Source organism: Leptospira broomii serovar Hurstbridge str. 5399 (assembly GCF_000243715.2).
Classification (GTDB): Bacteria; Spirochaetota; Leptospiria; order Leptospirales; family Leptospiraceae; genus Leptospira_B; species Leptospira_B broomii.
On the sequence record NZ_AHMO02000011.1, the window covers coordinates 622,160 to 644,948 of the forward strand.

General features: G+C 40.5%; 17 protein-coding genes. 12 read left to right on the forward strand and 5 right to left on the reverse strand.

Annotated elements, in window-relative coordinates:
• Window positions 1-93: 93 nt before the first annotated feature.
• Window positions 94-1,212, forward strand: coding sequence for a sensor histidine kinase (locus LEP1GSC050_RS20225; protein WP_010570183.1), 1,119 nt, complete (start codon window positions 94-96; stop codon window positions 1,210-1,212).
• Between the two features lie 17 nt (window positions 1,213-1,229).
• Window positions 1,230-1,676: a response regulator gene (locus LEP1GSC050_RS20230; protein WP_010570184.1), complete on the forward strand. Its 447-nt coding sequence runs from the start codon at window positions 1,230-1,232 to the stop codon at window positions 1,674-1,676.
• Window positions 1,677-2,205: 529 nt separating this feature from the next.
• On the opposite strand, the gene LEP1GSC050_RS20240 is transcribed toward LEP1GSC050_RS20230, so the two are convergent.
• On the reverse strand, window positions 2,206-2,559 hold the full coding sequence (locus LEP1GSC050_RS20240) for a PilZ domain-containing protein (RefSeq protein WP_010570185.1): 354 nt from the start codon (window positions 2,557-2,559) through the stop codon (window positions 2,206-2,208).
• Between the two features lie 167 nt (window positions 2,560-2,726).
• On the reverse strand, window positions 2,727-3,080 hold the full coding sequence (locus LEP1GSC050_RS20245) for a PilZ domain-containing protein (RefSeq protein WP_010570186.1): 354 nt from the start codon (window positions 3,078-3,080) through the stop codon (window positions 2,727-2,729).
• An 895-nt stretch (window positions 3,081-3,975) separates the two neighbouring features.
• On the opposite strand from LEP1GSC050_RS20245, the gene LEP1GSC050_RS20250 reads away from it, so the two are divergent.
• The 6 genes from LEP1GSC050_RS20250 to LEP1GSC050_RS20275 all read left to right on the forward strand — a co-directional run bounded on the left by LEP1GSC050_RS20250 (window position 3,976) and on the right by LEP1GSC050_RS20275 (window position 15,780).
• Window positions 3,976-5,568 carry a TolC family protein gene (locus LEP1GSC050_RS20250; protein ID WP_010570187.1) on the forward strand — a complete coding sequence of 531 codons (1,593 nt, stop codon included), beginning with the start codon at window positions 3,976-3,978 and terminating at the stop codon, window positions 5,566-5,568.
• A gap of 45 nt (window positions 5,569-5,613) precedes the next feature.
• On the forward strand, window positions 5,614-7,389 hold the full coding sequence (locus LEP1GSC050_RS20255; RefSeq protein ID WP_010570188.1) for an Ig-like domain-containing protein: 1,776 nt from the start codon (window positions 5,614-5,616) through the stop codon (window positions 7,387-7,389).
• Between the two features lie 35 nt (window positions 7,390-7,424).
• The gene (locus tag LEP1GSC050_RS20260; RefSeq protein WP_010570189.1) at window positions 7,425-8,120 is read left to right on the forward strand and encodes a lipoprotein; all 696 of its coding nucleotides are present in this window, start codon (window positions 7,425-7,427) and stop codon (window positions 8,118-8,120) included.
• A gap of 76 nt (window positions 8,121-8,196) precedes the next feature.
• Entirely contained in the window at window positions 8,197-9,687 is a 1,491-nt protein-coding gene (locus tag LEP1GSC050_RS20265; protein ID WP_010570190.1) for an efflux RND transporter periplasmic adaptor subunit, read from the forward strand.
• Between the two features lie 32 nt (window positions 9,688-9,719).
• The gene (locus LEP1GSC050_RS20270; protein ID WP_020987860.1) at window positions 9,720-12,803 is read left to right on the forward strand and encodes an efflux RND transporter permease subunit; all 3,084 of its coding nucleotides are present in this window, start codon (window positions 9,720-9,722) and stop codon (window positions 12,801-12,803) included.
• 7 nt (window positions 12,804-12,810) lie between these two features.
• A complete protein-coding gene (locus LEP1GSC050_RS20275; RefSeq protein ID WP_010570191.1) occupies window positions 12,811-15,780 on the forward strand; it encodes an efflux RND transporter permease subunit in 2,970 nt (989 codons plus the stop codon).
• A gap of 157 nt (window positions 15,781-15,937) precedes the next feature.
• On the opposite strand, the gene LEP1GSC050_RS20280 is transcribed toward LEP1GSC050_RS20275, so the two are convergent.
• Entirely contained in the window at window positions 15,938-16,387 is a 450-nt protein-coding gene (locus tag LEP1GSC050_RS20280; protein WP_040911962.1) for a helix-turn-helix domain-containing protein, read from the reverse strand.
• 585 nt (window positions 16,388-16,972) lie between these two features.
• Here LEP1GSC050_RS20280 and LEP1GSC050_RS20290 point away from each other — a divergent pair.
• Genes LEP1GSC050_RS20290 through LEP1GSC050_RS20300 form a run of 3 tightly spaced genes read left to right on the forward strand, consistent with a single transcriptional unit; the run spans window position 16,973 to window position 18,820 of the window.
• On the forward strand, window positions 16,973-17,482 hold the full coding sequence (locus LEP1GSC050_RS20290) for a hypothetical protein (RefSeq protein WP_010570194.1): 510 nt from the start codon (window positions 16,973-16,975) through the stop codon (window positions 17,480-17,482).
• 33 nt (window positions 17,483-17,515) lie between these two features.
• On the forward strand, window positions 17,516-18,154 hold the full coding sequence (locus LEP1GSC050_RS20295; RefSeq protein WP_198012864.1) for a tetratricopeptide repeat protein: 639 nt from the start codon (window positions 17,516-17,518) through the stop codon (window positions 18,152-18,154).
• Between the two features lie 3 nt (window positions 18,155-18,157).
• On the forward strand, window positions 18,158-18,820 hold the full coding sequence (locus LEP1GSC050_RS20300; protein WP_010570196.1) for an HAD family hydrolase: 663 nt from the start codon (window positions 18,158-18,160) through the stop codon (window positions 18,818-18,820).
• A gap of 74 nt (window positions 18,821-18,894) precedes the next feature.
• Here the strand turns inward: LEP1GSC050_RS20300 and LEP1GSC050_RS20305 are convergent, their stop codons facing one another.
• Window positions 18,895-19,722: a hypothetical protein gene (locus LEP1GSC050_RS20305; protein ID WP_010570197.1), complete on the reverse strand. Its 828-nt coding sequence runs from the start codon at window positions 19,720-19,722 to the stop codon at window positions 18,895-18,897.
• Window positions 19,723-20,463: 741 nt separating this feature from the next.
• On the opposite strand from LEP1GSC050_RS20305, the gene LEP1GSC050_RS20310 reads away from it, so the two are divergent.
• Window positions 20,464-21,810, forward strand: coding sequence for a DDE-type integrase/transposase/recombinase (locus LEP1GSC050_RS20310; RefSeq protein ID WP_010570198.1), 1,347 nt, complete (start codon window positions 20,464-20,466; stop codon window positions 21,808-21,810).
• 127 nt (window positions 21,811-21,937) lie between these two features.
• Here LEP1GSC050_RS20310 and LEP1GSC050_RS20315 read toward each other — a convergent pair.
• Window positions 21,938-22,789 (reverse strand): TIGR04388 family protein (locus LEP1GSC050_RS20315; protein WP_040911963.1); only part of this gene is annotated, 852 nt, incomplete at its 5' end.

A 22,789-nucleotide genomic window follows, 5' to 3' on the forward strand; every position in this document is an offset into this window, starting at 1 on the left:
TCCGACAAAAATGCGGGGAACGATTTAAGGACAAAGCATAACATTAAAAAATTCGCGTATTATTAATTAGAGCAGGATCGAAGGAGGCATCAAATGTTCGAAACTTTAGGGACGATTCTCAACGGCGATGGATTTATGCCTCACGGTCATTGTTATCTTTGGATACCTAGCCTCGTTTGGACCATGGTAATTACGGATTCTCTTATTTTTCTTGCCTATGCGGTAATTTCCATTTGTCTTTATGCTTTGGTTAAAAAAATCAAGCTCCCTTTTAGCGGTATGTTTTTAGCTTTCGGACTATTCATAGCCGCATGCGGTATGACTCACCTTATGGAAGTTTATAATCTTTGGGTACCGAACTATTCGCTTGCTGCCGCGATCAAAATTGTTACAGCGACCGCTTCAGTTGCGACTGCTATCTGGCTATTCCCGACTATACCGAAAGTCGTTACTCTCGCAAAGACTGCCCGACTTTCCGAAGAGCGTCGTATAAAGTTAGAGGAAACGACTCTCCAACTTCAAAAACAAACCCTCAACCTCGAATCGGTGAATCAGGAACTAGAAGCATTTTGCTATTCCGTTTCTCACGACCTTCGCGCCCCGTTGCGAAGCATAGTCGGTTTCAGCAGCGACGTGTTAGAAGAATCCGGAAAGGATCTAAGGTCTCAAGGTATCGAGGATATGCAAAGAGTAATAAGCTCGGCCAAAAAAATGGGAGAGCTTATCGATGGTCTCCTCGGATTGTCTAGACTTACTCAGGGAGAAATAAAAAATGAAACTGTAAATCTATCGCAAATAGCTGCCGTAACTATCGAAGATCTTATGAGAGACGAGCCGGAGCGTAACGTTAATTTTGTTCTTTCGGAAGAAATTGTAGTAAACGGTGATGCCTCTCTATTGAGAGCGATGATGACTAATTTGTTGAGCAATGCTTGGAAATTCACCGCAAAAAAACCTGATGCCAAAATTGAATTTGGCAAAGAGGAAAGCGGAGGCGCCCCGGTTTACTTTGTAAGGGACAACGGAGCTGGGTTCGATATGAGATACGTTGATAAACTATTTGGAGCCTTTCAGCGTCTTCATTCGCTGAAGGAGTTCGCCGGAAATGGTATCGGTCTAGCCACAGTTCAAAGGATTATCAGAAGACATGGCGGGAAAGTTTGGGCAGAAGCGCATCTCAACGAAGGCGCCACCTTTTATTTTACGGTTTAATAAAAAATAAAAACAAAATGTTTCAAAATTGGATTCTACTAGTTGAAGATAATCCCGACGACGAAGAATTAACGCTAAGAGCCTTAAGAAAGACCAGGATCGACAATAGAATCGAAGTGGCACGTGACGGCGAAGAGGCGCTTGATCTATTATTCGGTAAAGAAGGAATCCGCTCCTCTATCGACGCGAACGCGATGCCCCAGGTAGTTTTGCTAGACTTAAATCTTCCGAAAATCGACGGCAAAGAAGTTTTGCGACAAATCAGATCCCGCGAAATATCGAAGTCCTTGCCGGTTATTATTCTAACTTCTTATAAAGAGCAAAAGGATTTGCTTCAATATTATTCCAGCGGAGCAAATAGCTGCCTTGTGAAACCTGTAGATACAAAAAAGTTTGTGGAGGCTATCAACCGATTAGGACTCCACTGGCTTGTCATAAACGAACAGACGTCCGAGAAAGGCTAATTATTTTCGTCTTTGAAGCCGGTAGCCGCATCGGCTCTAAAAAAAGGAAGAAACACGATTAAGATTCCCATAACATTGCATCGAGCGATCGTTCTCCGAGCTCTCCTCCGGGATTTTATATTCAATTTCATAGTCGGCAAGTTGCTGGGAGTTGGAAATGGAATGAAAAATTGGGTCGGGCATTCGGTTCAAGAAGTCCGATCACTAACTCAAGTTAAACTGACTCAACATCCGGCGAACGATTACTTACCAAAATTCCGCCGTTAAAACTTGCTTCTTATTATGCGAAGCCGCGGGAAATCGGTTCCGTACTTTCGCTCTCAAAGAAAGAGTTTCCTCGTTAGATTAAAAAACCGATGCAAGCGCATTACGCCGAACCGTTTTGTTGTAAGAAACTGAAAAAGGGATCGAAATAAAACTCCCTGAAGCTACATACTGAGAATTTAAAGTCTGATTTAAACTTAGATTCGGACGGTTAATAAAATTCTGAATTTTAATTTCTATAATGAACTATTGGAATTTCTTCGTTTTATTTCGAATACGCCGAAATTAATGCCTTTAATTGCTCCGAAGCTAGGGCTGGATTTGAAAATTCAATTGCCATAAATCCTTTAACTCCAAAGGACGTTGCTACGGTTTCAGTCCGAATGATTTTTCCTGCGAACTTTATCTCTTTCATCGAAGATCCGGAAATCACACACCGAATCGGAGAACCGTCTTCGAAATTCTGATAATTCCCGCTATCAATTTGAATCGATAGTCCGGTATCGGAAATATCCGAGACATTCCCTACAACTATCGCCTCTCCGTTGATAGCTATAACAAAAAGTTCGAATAAATCCCAAGAATGAATTCGATCGGTAATTATGCTTGTTATGTCCATAGCAAAATCCTCGATCTCTTATATCCGAATATAATTAGACGTAAGTTTAAATCGATTTTCAAGTTGATATTTAGCAACCGACCTAAAGGGGACTTCGAAGTCTTAATAATCTAAAAGGGCCGAAGAGTAATGGGCGTACGTTTAAATCAACGGCGGAAATTCGATCGCTAGTTGAAAGCGGTTAAGCTTAAAGCCATAACACGGTCCGAAAGTTGAATGATTTTGTTAAATTCTACTCCGATAATGCCTCTAATTCCGCTTGAAGTGGCGACTTTCTCTTTTCTAATAATGACCCCGCCAAATTGAATGTCTTCCATAGACGGCCCTGACACAATGCCCGAGATTTTAGATCCGATTTCTTGATTCTGGATAGATTCCAAGTCCGAAAGAATTGCAATACCAAAGTCCGAAATATCCAAAACGTTTCCGACTAAAGCGCCGTTTTCACACGACGCTAAAACAAGAAGTTCTAATAGCTCTTTTGAAACGAGCCTCTCCCTTCTTCTCCTTTCCTCTGCCATTCAGAATTTCCTCCCGCAGGTTTTTACCCTTACAAATTTATCAGACGGATCAATAAGAATCAAGATTTCATCGTATTTCGGTAATATTCTTAGGTTTTGTCTGCCGGAAGTGATCGAGCTTAAAATGCACAAAATAAGCCCTAATTATTAATTTACGGAATTATATTGTCTGACTCAGGCTATTCTTGACCGAACGCGCAATACCGCAATCACAAGATGGTGAACCACCCAGCACATTCAAAAGATAATAGATATCGCTGAGCAACGAAAGAAGGTATTTGGGTTAGGTGCTATCTGGCAGAATTGGAGGGAGTGGATTGGAGTCGAAGTTGGTAGGGATTATATGAACGCGGATAGAGGATCTCTTCTTATATATCTGTAACTGTTAAATTTTCGATATATTTATCTTTCATTAAACGAGAGGAAGGCAAAATCCAACATGCCAATGAATTCTTTTTAGAACGATTTATTACATTTCTCCATATTCGTCCGGAGAACTTTTATAGCCTTACCTTCCCGATATTTAATCAATTGATTAGGCACTGCCTCGCTCAAATAGGCAACGGTAGCGACTCACTTTGTATGCGCGATACGAAACTTCGATCCGGACTTTATTGATATCTATAAACCAAACTGCCCGTCTCCCGATTCGATTCAAATGATAGCTGCATAACTATATCATGTTTTCTTTTAGTAAGAGACATAACCATATATAAAAGAACGAAGATAATAATTTCGCTCAGTTGACTTCATAAGGCCCTTTTCAACGATGATAATTTTTAAACGAATTTTAGCCATGAACATGGTTTTTTCGCGGAGGAAGCGGAGGAAATTTTACATCTTTCTTTAAGAATGAAATTATGGAATACGATATTAGAAGGTATACAGCTTTGTTATGGGAAAATTCAGACGAAAATATTCTCTTATACTGAATCTTTTAATCATTCTGATATTATTTTACCAACTACTTTCGGCTCGCGTTATCGCTGCACCTAGCAAAGAGGATGAGAACTTAAAAATCACCTTAACTCTCGAGCAAGCCGTAATGATCGGCACTACCAACAGCGTAATTTTAAGAACTCTCGAGGCCAAAAAAGAAATCTTTAAAATGCTGATCACTGAGCGATGGCGCGAATTTCTTCCTAAAGTAGGAGTCCAGTATTTTGGTCTACGAAATATCAATGTCGGCTCTGCGGATAATATTTATAATGACGTTCGCTTAACCGTTCAACAACTCGTTTTTGACGGAGGGGAAGCCTCTTTGAATTTGGAGACGTCCAAGTTAAATGAAGTCCTGAATGAGAAAGATTTCAAAATCAATTACGCAAAACTAAAACTAGAAATTCAAAAGGCTTATTTTAAAACGCTTGGCGCTAAGGGGAAGGTCTTTCTCGCCAGGAAAACGTTGGAGAAAATGGAAGAATCATATTCCAAATCTCAGGCGGAGTATAAGCAAGGATTCATTCCCAAAATTCAATTGATAGAAACCGCGAGCAGACTTCGGCAGGCCCAATATTCTCTTCAGAAATATAAGAACGAATACGGACAGTCCCTTTTGGAGTTGAAACAGATATTAAATTTGGATTATCAACTTCAGCTTAACTTAGAGGAAAATTTATTCACCGATTTTATCCTCGCCCCCCCTCGTTTGGATGTAATGAACGTGATCGCGAGAGCTAGAGAAGAACGTGAAGACGTAAAAAAATCCCGCGTAGTAATTCAACGTCTTAAGGATGAAAAAACTATCGCGGAAAACTATTGGATACCTAAGTTATATGTAGGCGGCTACGCGGGTAGAAACGGAGATCGCCTTCCTCTACAGCACGATATTTACGGGGTAAATTTCAATTTAACTTTTCCGCTCGGTAGCAATACCGTGCAGACCAACGGGAACTTAGGCGTTCAGAAGGACGGAACAGGTATCCAAACCTATCCTGGTTTCGGAAACCAATTCGTAGGGCCTGGATTGAATGGGTATAATTCCAGCCAGATAAAATTCTGGGATAATCTTAGCTACGCGAGAAAGATTGTGGAAGGCGAAGTCCAGTTAAGCGAAGCCATTCTAAATCGCAAAAGTTTGGAAAACCAGATCGGCCTTGAAGTGCAAAAGAGCGCAGATAAGCTATTAGAATCATGGGAAATTATTAAAATTGCGAATTCGAAGGTATTACTTCAGTGGGAATCCTTAAAAATTGCCAGCACGAAATATAGAGTGGGTCAAGCCAAACGCGAAGATATGTTGGCTGCCGAAAGCGAATATGTCAAATCCCAGGAAGAGTTAACCGATGCGCTGTCCATTTACGCGACGGGGTGCTATGAACTCGCATTTACGGGAACGATTGAAGGCGAAATAAACAAGTTAATCCAATATAAAAAAGGTAAGGGAAATTCGTTGATATCCGCTTTATTAAACAACGAACATATCGATGATATTTTCCTGCCGGACGATATAAAAGGTAAATCTATACAAGGTTTGATAGAGGATTAAAGCGTTTTCTAATCCATAACAAATAACTGATATAGAATAAAAATCATGAAAAACAGTATTTCTTTTTTTAAATTAAGCTTTTTTAATAAATCGATCTATATTATGACGATTGTAATTTTTCTATCCTCGTGCAAAAATCTGCAAAATAGTCTCCTTAAGTTCGATCCTTTTATCGGAGAATCGAACGCTCCGACTGTTTTATTCAGTAACCCGGTTTCCGGATTGCAAAATCTCCCAAGTAATCAATCGTTTCAAATTGCGTTCAGTAAGGAAATGAACATGAACGCTTGTCAGATCGCGTTTTCTATGTCGCCGACGACGCCCGGCTTTTTTAACAACACTCCGTCGGTTTTGAACTTTCTTCCTTCTGCCTCCCTTAAAGCAGGAACTTATACATTCTCTTTAACTAAATCGTGCGAGGATAATTCCGGAAGGGATCTGAAAGACCCTTTTAGCGCTTCAGTCTCGATTGGAAGCGCGGCAAACGTAGGAACGAATCCGACAATCAATAATATGTACGTTTATGCCGGAGCGCTTGCCGCATGCAACGCTGGAACCGCCGCCTTGGGGGATTTTTTAAATTCGAATATCGTAACTGCCTGCATGGGAAATCCGAACCAAAATCAGATTATTCTGAATTTTTCACGGGCGATGAATCCGCAAATTACGCAAGGTGCAATCGCAATTAGTCCGACTTTACTCGGCAGTTATACATGGACATCCGCTAGTTCCCTTTCTATAATTCCTGATTTTCCGTTAACGGCTGGACAGCGATATAGTGTTATCGTCAGTACTCAAGCCGTCGATACGAATAATATCGCTTTAGCTGGAAACATAGCGGGAAGCTTCTTTGTAGGAACAAATAACGCGCTTCCCGGAGTCACTTCGATTACCGTCTTCACCGGAACAATCCCGACATGCAAGGCGGGAGCAGGCGCCCTATCCGACATTCTTGCCGTGGCAGTAACGAACGGCTGTTTAGGGAATCCTGGAAATAATACTCTCACGTTCAATTTTTCGACTCCGATGGATCCGCTCAGTACTCAAGCTGCGATTAATATTTCGCCTGCAATACCGGGCACTTATACCTGGTCCGGTGGAAATACCGTATTGACGTTAGTTTCGGATTCGGTTCTCACCTACGGAACTAGATATAGCGTAAGCATCTCAACTAGCGCACTTAGCTCGAATTTAGTGGCTTTAAAAACCCCCGTTACTGGTAGTTTCGTCGCGGGTGCAAACAACCCCTCACCTCACGTCCAATCTATCGGAGTCGCGAGCCAACCCGGTTGCGCGATTGCATTGCCGGGAACAGGCAGTGTAGCTGGCGGAAGCTGGACCATTGGATCGTGCTGGTGGGATGATAGTATTTCGGTTCTATCGCCCAGCTCCTACCAATTCAGGGGAGGAGATGACGGCACTGGAACAAGTACCGCCTGTACCGATCGGAATACGGATAATTTTAGATTGATCTTCAGCAATTATATGGACCCGGGTAGCACTTTAAATGCGATTTCATTGAGCCGCATTTCGCCTCCCCTTACAACTCTTAGGCTTTCAACCTGGAATTGGCAGGATTGTCAAGCTGTGGCGCCATTCGGTTGTCGCGTCCTAAATTTAGTGTATTCGGAAATGGAAGCGACTTGCGGAACGACTACGGCCTTCGGAACGAACGGCGACTTCAATATGACCAACGTCTCGTTATCTCCTCCCGTTTCGCCGAACTCGCCGATCTATACGATCCAGGTGAACAGTACCTCCTTAGATGTGAACGGGAAACCGTTATCGCCTCCGTTCTTGTTTTCTTTCGTTAGTCAATAATTACGTGATATTATAATATAGGAAGTTTACATACCGTGCGATTTAACAATATAAAATATGGAATTCTGAGCATATTACTATTTGCTTCAATGCAATCTTGTACTTACTTTAATACCGGTTCCGTTAGATATGCGGAACGAAAGGACAAAGCGAAGGGAGTTTATCTATTAGGATTTATAGAAAATAGAGATTCCCATTTTGATCCGTTTAGTACGAAGAATCTGGGCAGTATGCTTAAGTTCGAACTTTTGTTTTCGGGATATGACGTTCTGGTGATCGGAGATTATTTAAAAACGATCGAAGATAATGTAGCCAAGGAAAAGGCTTTCAAAAAGGAAAAGTCGACTGAATCCAAAGATAACACGAATTTTCTACCGGATTCCGCAAAAAATGTGGCAGGTGAAAACTTCTGGCAAAACATCGAATTGGATCCCAGAAACCTAAAAGAACAGGAAATTAAAAATTTATCCGGTACCGTTGCTTTCGACTACTTTATTCAAGGCGCGATCTCTATGAACGATAACAGGAAAATCCTGGATAAAAAAGAGAGCGCCATTATCTTTTTGGAAGTCTTCGATAAAAAAGGTAAAATCATCAGTAGCGTAAACTATACCGTCGAAGATCGTACGTTTACCGAAGCGAATTTGTTAAGGGACGTATGTACGAAAATAGTAGATAAGCTCGACAAACGAGAAGAAAAGAAAAACTGGATGATGCTATCCCTGTTCTAAAGACAGTTAAAAACGTCTGAACTCATCTAGATAAAGTGGAAAAGCGGACATTCAACGTTACGTTAAAGGAAAAAGTTTGATATTTTCGGTTTTAAAGGCAATTTTCAAGAACATCGCGGCTAAAATCATTTTGTATTTAGTGGTGATTTACTTCCTACTTTTCGCCGCCTACTACAGATTGAAAGACAATCCCACTTATCCGGTCGCAAATAAAATCGGGGTTACTCTCTTTAAACCGCTCTTTTGGATTTTTCGCGACGGTAAAACGGCAGTCGCCGGAGATCAGGCTGGACCGGTCTCGGTCTCCGCTTACAAAATTGTTATCAAAAATATCGCTCCTTCCGTAAGTTCTTCCGGAATGATCGATTTTAAAGATAAAGTCGACGTATATTCGAAATTAAGCGGACGCATTGAAAAAATATTCGTGAAAGAAGGAGATAAAGTCTCAGTCGATCAGAAACTATTTAAGATTGAAAGCCTCCAGTATGAATTAGAGCTAATGAAGCAGGAAGCGACGATGGAGTCTTCCCGTTCTCAAGTCAAGCTTGCCGCCGAAAAATACGAGAAGGCTAAGTTCGGAGTGGATGCAAGAATTAGAGAAATGGAGAAGAGTAAGACTCTTATCCGGCGGGCAAAAGACGAGTATGAGAAAGCCAAAAAAACATTCGAAGGTAAAGAAGAGATCTATAAAGTCGGAGGCATAAGCCGCGAAGAATTCGAGGTAGCGAGGCTAGAGGTAGGAAATAAAGAATCCGCATTTGCGATTGCGAAAAAAGATTTAGAGATTCATTCTTTAGGTCTTAGCGACGAAGATATTATTCGAAACGGTTACTCCGTTCCTGCCTCCGAGAAGGATAGAATTTCGATTATTAAGGATATTAATACCAAAATCGAGAAAGCTGAATTGGAGGTTGCCGAAGGAGTTCTTAGGTCGCATCAGGCTCAAGTAAATGCCACGAAAATTCTGTTAAAGGAAGTTATGAACTATTCTCCTATGTCCGGAATCGTCGCCAAAAAATATAAGAGTCAAGGAGAAGTGATTTCGGGCAATTCCGGTGGAAACCAAGCCGTCCTTACGATAATAGATATATCTCAAGTTTATGCCGTTTTCAATATCTCCGAATCGGAATCCATTCACCTAAAAAAGGATATGAAAGTCGACTTTACGGCGGACGTATTTAAGAAGGAAAATTTCACCGGAAAAATAGTCCTTATTAGCCCTTTAGTGGATCAGAAATCACACACGACCGAAGTTAAGTCTTTAATAAAGAATACTGATAATCGCCTAAAACCAGGAATGTTTATCCGCGCGAATGTTCTAACGGGAGAACCGGTTCCTACAATTTTAATACCTGCTGCCGCGACTATCCCTAAGGAAGAAGATAGAGCGGTCGTACTCCAGGTCCGAGATGGCAGTTGCTATAAAACGGAAATAAAGACGGGAAAAAAATATGACGATTATATTCAAGTCGTAGAGGGATTGCAGCCAAACGATATAATCGTTTTGGATAAACTATCACAGCTGCGCGACGGAATACCGGTAAAACCGATTCTCGGCCAAGACTAAAAATATACACCTCCTCTTTGTTCGGCTAAATCATGGAATCTATTATAAAATTCTGCGTATCCCGCCAAATTACGATTTCCATGATTTGGTTGGCTCTATCGCTGTTTGGAGGAATCGCTTTACAAAAAATTAAAATGAACTTAATGCCGGAGCTTAAGTTCCCTAAAGTTACCGTCATCGTCAATTATCCGAACGCCTCTCCGGAAGAAATAGAAAGCCTTATCACAAAACCTATTACCGATTCAGTGGGCACAATCGGCGGATTGGATAAAATCAATTCAGAATCCGTAGAGGGAATGTCGTTAATTACCCTTCAATTTTCGAACAATATATCCGTCGATTATGCTATCATCGAGATCCGAGAGCGAATCGATCTAATTAGGGATTTTTTACCGCAAGACGCCAGTCGTCCGATCGTCACTCGATTTGATCCTTCTCAATCGGCGTTTCAGGAGATCGTTTTTTTCCCCGGAAAAGATATGGATGAGAAGAAATTACGAGGTTTCATACAAGACAACGTAAAAGTCCATTTAGAGAAGATCGAAGGTCTTGCTGCGGTTCAATTTTCAGGAGGGTTTCAAAAGGAAATATCCGTAGAAATAGATCCGGATAAAATGAATGCTTATGGAATCTCACTATTAGATGTACGGAGATCCATCGTCGCAGCGAACGTAAACTTTCCGGCAGGAAGTCTTCCGGTAGGTAAAAAAGACCTTTTAATTAGAGCTATCGGAGAATTTCAGGATGCCGCCGAAATAGGTCAAACGATTGCAGGTACGAATACCCAAGGTGTCCCCGTCGATATAGCCTCTTTTGCAAGCATCAAAGAGGGCTTTAAGGAAAGAACCGGAATAGCAAGATATAACGGAAAAGATTGTATTATCGCTTACCTATTCAAAGAATCGGGAAAAAATTCGGTCGAAATTTCGGACAAGGTTCAAAGCGAACTGGCAAGCATTAACGGAAGATTTCAGAAGGAACTGAAAGCGGAGATAGTGTTCGATGAATCGAAATATATTAAAGAAGCAATATCAGGCGTAAGCGGGTCGCTTATTTCCGGCGCTATACTAGCTTTTCTCGTTCTTGTTTTTTTGCTTCGAAATGTCAAGAGCCCCTTAATCCTACTGACAGTCATACCTGCGTCTCTTTTCACGACGTTATTACTATTTTATCTATTCAATATATCGTTAAACATGATGTCGCTCGGCGGACTTGCACTCGGTATAGGAATGCTATTCGATACAAGCAACGTAGTTTTTTCGGCGATTGAACGGAATCTTTCTCGCGGAGCCGAGATAAAGAAAGCTGCGCTGAACGGAACGATGGAAGTAACCGGGTCCGTAATTTCCGCTACTTTGACGACGGTCATAGTATTCTTACCCATTATTTTCCTAAAAAGCATCGTAGGAATCGTATTTGCAGAAATGGCATTAGCGATAACGATCTCTCTTGTTATTAGCTTAATCGCATCTCTTACCATCATTCCGATGCTGTCCTCGGTTCTCTATACGATAAATATGGAATCCGAATTTCTGAATAAATTAATCTTTAATAGATCCGAAAAAATATACCTAAACATGTTAAAGAGCTATGAAGGTAGATTAAATCATTATTTGGATCATCCGTTTAAGCTTATCGTAATCATAGTCGTTTTATTCCTCTTTTCCATCCAATTTATTTCGGTAGTGTCGAAAGAATTTATCCCGAGCGTTGATACGGGCGAATTTTCGATCGTTATCGAGGCTCCGAAAGGATCTAAATTGGAAGCTACTTCCGAAATCGTAAGCAATATAGAATCGACTCTTTTAAAGTCGGAATCCGTAGCGAGCGTAATATCTAGGATCGGATATGAGGAGGACCAATTAGCGAGTAAAAAAAAGGGGGAATGGGGAACAAACCGAGCGACATTGAGAGTGCTTTTAAAGGATCGAGCTAATATTTCTACGGTTAAATTCATTAACGAAATTAGAAATAAAATAACTTTAGGCGAAGACATTAAGATAATTTTCGAAAATAGCGGGGACGTCCTTTCTTCGCTGATCACTTCCGACCAGAGCAAGTTAACTTTGGAAATTCACGGGGACGATCTCAAAACTCTTCACGAGATCGGCGTTAATTTGGGGAAAAAAATTTCCTCGATCGCCGGCGTAAAGGATGTTAGGGAGAGTATGGAAGATAAATCGATCGAATATGCGTTAAGCTTCGATCCGATTAAATCGAGTAGCATTCATATGACGAATGAATATATGTCCAACTATCTCCGAATCGCAAACCACGGTTCGATAGTTACAAAAATAAAAATAGCAAACAAAAACGTAAACGTTCGTTTGAGCTTTAGAAAACAGGACGTAGATTCACTGGAAAAAGTCATGCGGCTGAATGTAAAGGCCCCGTCCGGCGAGCTAATACAAATCGCTCAAATCGGCAAGGTTGAGGAAAAAGTCGCTCCCACTTCGATCTTGCGCTCGGGAAACTCCCGAATCAATTTAGTGATGGCGGATATAAACCCCGCCTTGATGAATTCCGCAATTTCGAATGCGGAAGAAGTCGTTGCAAAATTTTCCGTTCCGGAAGGGTATAAGATCCAATTCTCCGGAGAAAAAGAAAACATCGAGAAATCGTTCAGCGATTTATCTTTTGCCTTCGTATTAGCGGCAGTCCTGATCTATATGCTGCTTGCCAGTCAATTCGAATCGCTACTTTATTCGCTAGTGATGATTTGCACCATTCCACTGATGTTTATCGGAACTTTCCCCGCGTTATTTCTGTTCGGAAAGTCTCTCAACGTAAGTTCCTTTATGGGAATAGTGTTACTCTTAGGAGTGGTCGTGGATAATGCCGCATTATATTATGAATATGTTCAACTTCTATTCAAGGAGAATATTCCGTTAAAAAAGATCATCGTCGATTCCGGTAAGATCGTATTGAGACCGATCCTAATGAACAATAGCACTACAATTTTAGGTTTGATGCCCATTATGTTAGAGCTTCAAAAAGGAACGGAATTCCAATCGCCGATGGCGGTCGTAGTCGTGGTCGGTTTATTCGCGTCCTTCTTCTTTAGTTTATATTTAATACCGTTGCTCTTTTACTATTTGCTTAAGAACAAAAGATAAGAACGAGATGCATTCCCGAAAGGAAAATTTTCTTACTTCGCGACCGATCACTATCGGAATGTTCTTCTTCGGATTAATCATATTCGGTTTTTTTTCATTCTTCAGAGTGCCGGTTTCCCTTTTCCCGACCTCCGCTTATCCAGGACTAACGATATCCGTCGAATTTCCCGGCGCCGATGTTGATAATATCGAGGAAACAATAACTATCCCGATCGAAGAAGTGATCTCCGGCGTTGGCGGGATCGAGGATATATATTCCTATTCCGAAAGGGGAAAGACGGAAATAAACGTCGAATTCGCAAAAGACGTTAATCTTGAATTCAAAAGTCTTGAAATCAGAGAAAGAATAGATATCGTCGCCGGTCAATTCCCGAGGGAAGTTCATAAACCGTTTATTTATCGATACGATCCCGATCAACGTCCGGCGATGATCATCACGTTAGAGAGTGAGAAATACGATTTTATCGAATTACGAAGTATCGCCGACCATGAAGTAAAAAGTTTTTTAGAGAATGTCGACGGAGTAAGTAAAATCGCAGTCTCCGGAGGGAAAGTCCGGGAGGTTTTAGTCTCCTGCGATATGCAAAAATTAAGGAGCTTCGGATTAGATCTTTTAGATATTCAAAGAGCGATTGAACAGAACAACAAGACGAATTCCGTCGCATCAGTCGATAAACAGGGAATGACTTATAATTTGATTTTAGAAGGTCGGTATAAGGCATTAAGGATCCTACAGAAGCTACCCGTTTATTCTAGCGAAAGAGGAAAAAATATTTTCATTGAAGATGTAGCCAAAGTCTCTTTTTCTTATCGCGAAGAAGAGAGCGGATCTAGGGTTAATGGGAAGGAGAATGTAAGCGTTTACGTCTATAAATCTTCATTAGGTAATATCCTTGAAATTTCGAAAGAGGTGAATAAGAAACTTAAAAATTTAAATATCGCGGGACTTCGTTTTAACTATATTTATGACCAGGCCGAAATGGTCAAAAAATCATATTTTAATTTAATAATATGCGGCCTTATCGGCCTTGCCGCCTTTCTCTTGCTGGTTTTTTTCAACGAAAAATACAAATATTTTCAGGTCCGGGCAACGCTCGTTTTTCAGATTTTTATCAATTTCTTCATATTCCAATTGATATTATTTATTTTAAAATTAGATTTTGATATTATAATATTCAGCTCCTTTCTTCTCGGGTTTTCGATCTGGAGCATTATTTGCTTTTTTTTACTGGAGAATATTCAATCTAAGGAAGGGAATTGGAGACTAAAGGATACACTACCGGAATTCACGACTTTAGCGGTAACGATCCTAGCGCTATGCCTTCCCCTTTATATCCTGGACCAAGATACCGGCGAATCCTCGATGAGGCTGGGATTCTTTATCGTACTTTATTTGGTATTATCCTACGTATCCTTTATCCCGCTTCGAAGTTTTTTCAATCAAATCCGATTCAAGTATTTTCAAGCTGCAACCTCGATGCCGATATCCTCCCCAAGTCCAAGAGGGCGCTTTAGGCATATTCCCGGTTTATCGGCGAAATTATTTTTTACGCTATATGCTCTGGCGATTTTAGCCGGAATTTATCGTTTAGCGAAACTCGACAAGGAACTATTTTATTCCATAGAAAATCGAAGAATATTGGGATATATAGAACTTCCATCGGGAACAGGCTTCGAATATACGAACGCTATCACTAAAAAAGCGGAAGAGAAAATCCTAAAAATTCCGGGAGTGGAAGAGGTAACCACGAAAATCGATTCTGGTCATTCATTTTTAATCATAACTTTAAATGAAAGTCAGGTAAGCAGCGACGATTTCATTCAGAAAATAAAACAAGAGATCGGTAATATGAGTCCTGCCTTTTGTTATTTCTCGCGAGAATCGGATGCGGGTAAATTTAAAGAGATAGTCGTCGATGTACTCGGAGATGATAACGAAAAGCTGGATCAAATCGTTCGATCACTGGCGGAAAAAGCCGATAAATTGGACGGAATAGAGGAAGTAGTTCTTCGATACAAACCGCCGCGAGACGAGTTGCATGTAGTCTTGGATAAAAACAAAGCAGCAAGGGCTTCTTTAAGCAATTTTGAAATCGGAAGCTTTTTAAAACTTGCGATACAAGGAGGTGTGGCAAGCAAATTTCTGGAGGAAAACCGAGAGATCGATATTCGTATCCGTTTTTCGGAGGAATTTAGAAATTCGGAATCAAGTCTGGAAAAATTTTTTATTAAGAATACCGAAGGAAAATTTACTCCGTTAACCGAGCTTTCGAAGCAAAAAGAATCTAAATCTCCGATTAAAATTTTCCGAAAAAATAAAAAAAGATCCCTCTCTTTCGCATTACGAACCGGAAACGTTTCCCATGCAAAAATTTTCTCGGAATTGCGAACGTTAGCGGGATCGAATCTGCCGGAGAATTATCATATAGAGATGGGGCGAAGCGTTAAAAAGACGATCGAAACCGAAAAAAGAATTTATAGCGTCATTATATATGCATTTTTATTAATATATTTTATTTTGTCCTCGTATTTCGAATCCTTTAAGAGATCGATACTGGTCCTATTGGTTTTACTCTTCCCTTTTTCAGTCACCTTGTTCTTTTTGAGCTATTTATTCGGCTCCTTTACTCTACCGATGTATTTGGGTCTTTTACTTTTAGTAGCTTTGGTGTCTTTTCAAATTATCGTTCGATTTAGGATTAAGGATGCCAAATTTTCCGAGGGTCAATGGACGTCCTTTCTTCCGGCTCTCGTCCTTTTTATGCCCCAAATCTTATTCGCAAAAGAAGGAGGCCAATTTTTACGGGAATTTGAACTGACAATCGTCGCAGGATATCTAATATCCATTTTTTTGACACCTATAACTATAAGATATTTCGAACAGAATTTTACTCTGAAAAAGGTGAAGTCTACTTTAGAAAAATCGGTTTATTCCCTTATCAAAACCCTGAAAAAAATCAGTTCTCGAAAAACGTAGTTTGCGCTAGGGGTTCGTTCTTCCCAAAATCATAGAATCAAGATTAGCTCATAGAACAAGGCTGTTATTGCGGACTATTATCCGACAAACCGAGCGTCGAATAAAATCCATTGGTTTCCTCAGCGCGTTTCAGGATTTTTAGCCAGAATGGAGACGCTTATTTTTTAAGCCGCAAATCCGCTTTTGAGGCGGGCTTCTTCGGATTCTTTTTGGCATCCGCTAGTTTCGTAAATAGATCCTGAAACGGCTTCAGTTCTTTATCTTTCAACTGTGCGAGATCGTAGACGATTTCGTATAATTTCGGTCTAGCCTTCAGGCTATTTAAAAAGAGAAGATCCGAATTTGATAAATCGAATTCCTCCTGTTTTGTGGCGATCGGTTCCCCTTTATTTTCCAAGATATATTTCTTAGAAATTCCGAATCTCTGCATGAGTAGGTCGAGCCTCGCAGGCGGTATTTCCCGATTCCCTTTTTTGTACATGGATAGAGCTGCCTCGGTTATCCCCATTACTTTGGCCGCCATCTTTGGTTTTATCTTTAACAAATCTAGGGCGTGATCAAGACGCCCTCCTTCAGTTTCAGTTGTTGTAATATTTTTTTTTGGCATGCTTTTAAAAGAATCGATTTAATTAACTAGGTTAATTTATGTTGTCCTACGTTCTTACGACTTGTTTACTCTGCTGGAATCGTAAGGGTAGGCAAGTTTAAAAAGGATATAAAATTATCCATTTGGTATAACTCTCTTTCCTCTTAGATAGCAAACTCGATTAATTTCTGAGGTTAAAAATTTACGGAAAACATCTCTTTGGCGGAGAAAATCGATTAGAGAGTATCTAGACAATGAATTCCCGGGTTCGTCAAAAACGTTCGATATGTTTGTAGATTCGTCTCCAAACAAAAAAGAGAAAGAAGCCGAAGCGAACTATTCAAAGATAAGGCCAAATTCTTAAAAATAGGGATTTACCATCCATGAATAAAATTGAATTTAGTAGTGGATTCATAGAATCGTACAAAATCCTAAATCGGGATCCGAATTTGCGATGAGAAGGAAAGAATTGAAAGATGGATCGACTCTGATCAGTGTCTATTTTGGGAATAGGAAGCATTTCTTTCCGAAGCTGAAAAATTCCTTTGGACAATTTTCATCAGTCCGGGCTTCCTGTTTTTACGGTAAGACCTTCGAGTTTAGATCATGAAAAAATCGGATCCAATTGCAAACTCCCAAAAGGGGAAGCCTCCCACGAAGTCCAAAAAAAGCCTTCTTCTCCCTGAACAAGTCGATTTGAAGGATACGGTTGGTCAGCAAGAAATTTCCAAGTTTCCCGAGCCGCCGGTACCGGTCTGCAATCTAAAAATAGGCTCCATGGACTTTTGGAGCTACGTTCTAAAGGACTTCCATCCGGAGATTGAAAAGCATCAGATCTACGTTCGTCACTTACGGGATTGCACTATGTGTTGTCAGATAGTAGACGAATATCTTGAAACGCATCCCGAATCCCGAGTCATATTCTCCAAGAAAAATCTTTTGGGAGATCCAAATCCGAGCGGTTTCGTATTCGAAGAGCAAGGGATCAAATTTTATAAAGCCATTTCCTTTTTTATCCGTAAGAGGAAATCCGTCTTATTTCTTTATTATCTGATCGTCATCGGGCCTTTGGCGATCGGGGCAATCGCGCTTTTAAGATCCTGGTTTTATAAATAAATGAGAACATCCCTTTTGTATCAAGATAGTTCCATGAAAACCACTCCAATGCCTGCGAGCGGGCGGAAACTCCGCCTAGTTGTACTTTTATCCTTGGGCTTTTTCCTGAATACCGTAGGTTGCGGTGAAATGAGTTCGGAAGAAAAAAAGAAAACGTACATCTCCGCCATCGAATCTTATAAATCGAACCGAATCCAAGATGCAAAGCAAGCGTTAGAACGAATCTACAAAGACGATCCTAATTTTCTGGATACTGCTTTTCATTTAGGGAAAATCTATTATTACGAAAAGGACTTTCAGAATTCGGAAAAAATTCTGGAAGAAGCTTTCGAATCCAACCCTAAAAATTTTAACGTTTGGTCCACTCTTTTGAGATGCAAATACGCGACGGCGAAGGATATTCAGAGCAGGGAAAAACTTCTGCTTTCAGTAGAAGAATTTCTACGTTCGGATTCGGAAAATTTAGACGTTCTTTTTATTCAAGGTAGATTATTCGAAGATCTTAGACGGCCGGATCGGGCGATCATGTCGTATAATCAAATGCGTCTGGTTGGGAGAAAAACTGCCTTGGCTTACGCTCGACTCTCCGCAATCTATTCGAAAGACAAAAAGAAATCGGAAGCGTTCAAGCGAAAGGTCGATTTATTTTCCAACGAATCTATAGAGGATTAGAATTTGAAATTTTTAAAGATTTATTCCGAAGCGTTTCAAGAGAATTGGAGATACTCGATCCGTCCCGAAACGATCCTGGAGATCAGTCCCGCGACATTTTTACTTCACACTCTGAGAATCCAAGGCTTGTATTTCGGGACGTACGTAGTATTTAATATGCTCGTTTCGTTCGCCAATTGGAAGAAGGTTCAGTCGTTTTCGTCCGTTATGCGCACCTATTATAATGAGGGAAAAATCTCGTTTTCGATGTTTTTGTTCAATGTTTTTCCCTGGAATCTTTTTACTCTTGTTTTTTCTTTTCTTCTTGCAATGCTCATTGCCGGAAGCTTGAGTCATCTCTTTCTTTGGTTGCTCGGAGAAGAAAGGAAATCGTATTTCAGGATCCTAGGGATTACGGCATTCAGTAATTTTTATATTCTTCTTTCCTTTTTTCCGATCCTTCTACTGTTCAATATTGCTCCGGGTAGCTTTAGGCAGGATACGTTTAAGCTAGTTTTTTTTCTAAGTTTGAACGGAATCTTTTTATTGGCCGGGTTTCTCCTTCAAGCGATTCTATTTGTGAGAGGGCTAAAATCCTGCTTCGGTTTAAATACAGGGAAGGCCGTCTTAACCTGGTCCTTCCCACTTGTATTATTCGCTTTCTTGATTACTATTTCCTTGAAGTAATGCAAAAGAGCAGATTAACGACCCATCTAGGCCACTCCAGCGTGGATCAGAGAATCCTTGTCTTGTCGAAAATTCTAATTCGAAGTCGGTTCGATAGGAGTCTGAGCCAGCTTACTGGACCATTTCGCCGGGATTTTGATTTTTTGCGGGGCAATGCAACGAACTCCTCCACCTATATTATTGGTATACATAGTGCAGCCCGTCGTCTCAAATTCTTTGGGGAGATACGATAAGGCGGAATCTACTGTTTCAAAATAGATGACCGTGATTTCCGGATTGCTCTTGAATAGATTCAAAACATAAGCAACTGGCGATTCCAGAAATCCGCTCTTTGCCTTATAGTAAGCCGGAAGTTTTTCCTGCGGTTCGATTTTCGATCGATGAAAATAATAAGCGGCGGCCCGAATCGATGCCGCTTCCATGAGGACACGAGGATAAGCCGACGTAGGAAATTGCTGGTTGGAAGCCACACTAAATCGATCTTCCATCGTTTCTCCCGAGGATAATTTATAAAAAATTCTAAATTCTGCAAAAGCGGCCATGTCATCGGCCACGAGTAAATTTACGGGTTGGATGGTGATAGACCGGGACTCGGATGGTGCTGTTTGAAGTTGGATTCCGGTCTCCTTTCGAAAGATTCCAACGAACGGTTTTAGAAGAAAATTCGGCGATTCTTTAATCGGAATCCATTGAGGGATTTTCACCGTTTCAAAGGCACTGGTTCCGAATGGGTAAAAAATTTGCGGCTTAAATGTCTCATCGATTTTGAGAGCGACGCTTATTTTTTCCTCGGCAAGATGCATTTCTTTGGCGCTCGGATTTGCGGCAGTACAGGAGGAAATTTGAATGCAAGATGAAACGACCAATAGTAGAGTCACGCTATGTATGATTCTTTTTTTCATAAAAATCTTGGAGTCAGGTAGGTTTTAGAGGCTCCAAGGAAAGTATGGCGGCAACTTACTGCGATACGCAATCATTTATTTTTCCCTTTCATGAGGCTCATTGAGGAAAGAATAGGCTCGATTAAAGCTCCCTCTGCTCGGCCGTAATCGAAACGAGTTATGTGTGTGCGATTAGAAAGTCCAAGATGTCATGAAAACGACGGAGCAGCCCTCCCCCCGTCGGGATAAATATCTCAAATCAGAGTCAAACGGCAGAAATAGCGATTTTATGGAGAAATTAGGGTTATAAAATTTTAATTATTTATAATATTTAACGTATCGAATATTCCGAACATTTAGTAATTTAAAGAAAGGCGTTCCTAAGCAATCTAAAATTTCGACCAAACGATTTTCAAGAAAAAGGGAAGCACCATAGAGGCCAAACAAGATAAAAATCACCTAAAAGTAATCCAAGCGAATTTAGACTTAATTAAGGAAAAAAAAATTCTCGAACCTTTCGCCGAGGGCAATCGGCATTGATTAAATAGGTGCGGCTCATCAGACTCTTAAAAATTAATTTCATTCTATTTTCTCTCGCTTGAGTTATTCGTTTTCTTTAGCAAAATCGGGTCACATAACAAAAAATTCAGACTACCCATCAATCTCTTTCGAAAATGGCATCAAAGTCCGTATCATTTTTTATAATTTTATAATGTACAAAAACTCAAGTCGGCCGATGATTTTTCCGATCTTGATTTCTACATGAAGCGTAAGACGATCAGAAACAGATATCATTCCGACTTCAAGCTGGCCGTATTTCTCGGAATTACAGATTATGAAATCATCGATTCTTTACCGAAGTCCACTATTCACTCATTTAGAAACTTAAGCCCTAACGAATTCCGGAGTTTGATCGGACATAGTTATTCCGACTCACAATTCTTCGATCCGGAATATCTTATGCTATTAAAGAAAATCGCGAACGCAAAGACATTTATACGAATTCTGAAAGCTGCATTGAGAGCCAAGAAATGTCTGCTTTCAATTCAAAGATTCCCGCAGAGGATCGCGTATGATCTCCAAACTAAAGAACGAATCATACGTACTATCGAAAAAATTCGAGACACTATCGGATTCGAAAAATCCCTACGGTATTTCAATATTTCTAAAGCAGCTTATTATCTCTGGTTATTCGAATTCAGATCGCAATGCGATGCCGCAGTCTCGAATCTCTGCCTAAGAAGATTTCCCTTACAAATCTCGAATTCGGAAATCGAGGCTTTAAAGCGTCTCGTATACGAAAAAATCCAGCTCGGGTGGCCGTTTTCGGTAATTTGGGGGTATGGCGTTAGACATAGAATCATACGGTTTTCTAAATCCACTTTTATGAGATACGTACGTGCCCTTGGACTTTATTTACTTCAGAGCAAATTCAAAAAAATCAGAAAAACCGGTTTCTTAACGTCAGAGCCTAATCAAGTCTGGCACGCTGATATTACTATTTATACGACGAAGGACAATGTAAAAGCATATATATACTTCTTAGTCGATAATTTCTCCAAATTCATTTTAGGTTGCGAAGTCAAGCAATACGTATCAAGCCGAGTCTGCACGGAAATGATTCAAGAAGCTTATCGCAGATTCGGTTCAAAAATTTCGAAAGTGACGATACCGGATCTATTCCCGCTTTTGAATTTGAATCTCTCGAAAGAAACCAATTATATCAATCTGATGGTTGATGGAGGGCCGGAAAACAAAGGAGATGTTGACCGACTTATTTCCGGCGATAAACTTCCAATCAATAAAATCATAGCCCAGAAAGATGTCTCCTTCTCAAACAGCCAAATCGAAGCTCTAAATAAAATTCTAAAATACCAATTCCTGCATAAACAAGACATTCCGAATATTCAAACCTTGCAAAAAATGATATACTCCTGGATTCCGATTTATAATTCCCAAAGACCAAATCGATCCGGAAAATATCTTTTGACGCCAGAGGAAGTATATAACGGGAAAAAAGTCGACCACTTAGGCGTAGAACAAAACTTCATCGACGCAAGAAGAGCAAGAATTCTCCAAAATCAAAAAGCTTCCTGCGGAGCCTGTTAAATTAATTTCATTTTCAGCTGATCGAATCGCTCTGCACCAATCTTCGATCCAAACTTCCGCCGTAGTATCCTCACCCAATCAATTTCTAAAATGTTCAGATTACTGGACGGATTTGTTTAATTTCCTCTCAATCCGTGCCCAGCACATAACCTAAATCCAGAATATTCTTACCTGCCTGCTCATCAGCGTTCTGTGGCCAAGAGGACCGGTCGTTTAACGGATTGTTAACCGGAATATCAGTATTGTTCTGCTGGTTTAAATTGTTAATTGCATCTTGCAAACGTTGACCAAAGGCTCCCTCATTACCCGAATCAATCGCATTCTGTTTGATTTCGTTAAGCGCGGCTACGATCTTCTCATTGCCGTTAGGATCATTATGTAAATTTGCTATCTCTTCTGGAGTAAACTCTCCCATCTGGACTAGGATATCTCCATAGGACTTAGATAGGGCAGCTTCCCGATTCGCGGCATCTGCTACATTCTCTTGAACTACCGATGTTAAGAAATCAGTACTAAAGCTACCATTAATCCCTAACGGTCCAAACGAGTGGGTATCCGTGTTATAACCCACACTCACTGTGTTTGCACCTCTAAACTGATTACTAAGTGTAATGTCTCCCGTATTCGAGAAGTTTAAGAACGCTCCGCCAAGACTACTCCAACCTTTTTGTTCATTACTTAGGTTCGCACCTACGTTTACTACACCAGTATCGCTCGCTGATACGTTCAGTCCTAAATTATTACTTCCTGATTTTGCAAAGGTAAAGCCACCGTTTCCAGTATAGCTTCCATTACTAGCATTATAACTAACTCCCACGTACGATCCATTGGTACTCGGAAGGTTTACATTCACGTTTAGGTTTAATCCACTTCCTGGAGTAAATGAGAAGCCCCCATTCAGTCCATACTGAGTTCCTCCCACCTTCTGTTTCGCTTCGGTTACTCCACCTCCCCAGCCACCGGCTACTTCTTGTTGTCC

Bases quoted from the DNA above. Each gene is read 5' to 3' on its own strand.
- LEP1GSC050_RS20225 (WP_010570183.1), top strand. From the start codon at position 94: ATGTTCGAAACTTTAGGGACGATTCTCAACGGCGATGGATTTATGCCT.
- LEP1GSC050_RS20230 (WP_010570184.1), top strand. From the start codon at position 1,230: ATGTTTCAAAATTGGATTCTACTAGTTGAAGATAATCCCGACGACGAA.
- LEP1GSC050_RS20240 (WP_010570185.1), bottom strand. From the start codon at position 2,559: ATGGACATAACAAGCATAATTACCGATCGAATTCATTCTTGGGATTTA.
- LEP1GSC050_RS20245 (WP_010570186.1), bottom strand. From the start codon at position 3,080: ATGGCAGAGGAAAGGAGAAGAAGGGAGAGGCTCGTTTCAAAAGAGCTA.
- LEP1GSC050_RS20250 (WP_010570187.1), top strand. From the start codon at position 3,976: ATGGGAAAATTCAGACGAAAATATTCTCTTATACTGAATCTTTTAATC.
- LEP1GSC050_RS20255 (WP_010570188.1), top strand. From the start codon at position 5,614: ATGAAAAACAGTATTTCTTTTTTTAAATTAAGCTTTTTTAATAAATCG.
- LEP1GSC050_RS20270 (WP_020987860.1), top strand. From the start codon at position 9,720: ATGGAATCTATTATAAAATTCTGCGTATCCCGCCAAATTACGATTTCC.
- LEP1GSC050_RS20275 (WP_010570191.1), top strand. From the start codon at position 12,811: ATGCATTCCCGAAAGGAAAATTTTCTTACTTCGCGACCGATCACTATC.
- LEP1GSC050_RS20280 (WP_040911962.1), bottom strand. From the start codon at position 16,387: ATGCCAAAAAAAAATATTACAACAACTGAAACTGAAGGAGGGCGTCTT.
- LEP1GSC050_RS20290 (WP_010570194.1), top strand. From the start codon at position 16,973: ATGAAAAAATCGGATCCAATTGCAAACTCCCAAAAGGGGAAGCCTCCC.
- LEP1GSC050_RS20295 (WP_198012864.1), top strand. From the start codon at position 17,516: ATGAAAACCACTCCAATGCCTGCGAGCGGGCGGAAACTCCGCCTAGTT.
- LEP1GSC050_RS20305 (WP_010570197.1), bottom strand. From the start codon at position 19,722: ATGAAAAAAAGAATCATACATAGCGTGACTCTACTATTGGTCGTTTCA.
- LEP1GSC050_RS20310 (WP_010570198.1), top strand. From the start codon at position 20,464: ATGAAGCGTAAGACGATCAGAAACAGATATCATTCCGACTTCAAGCTG.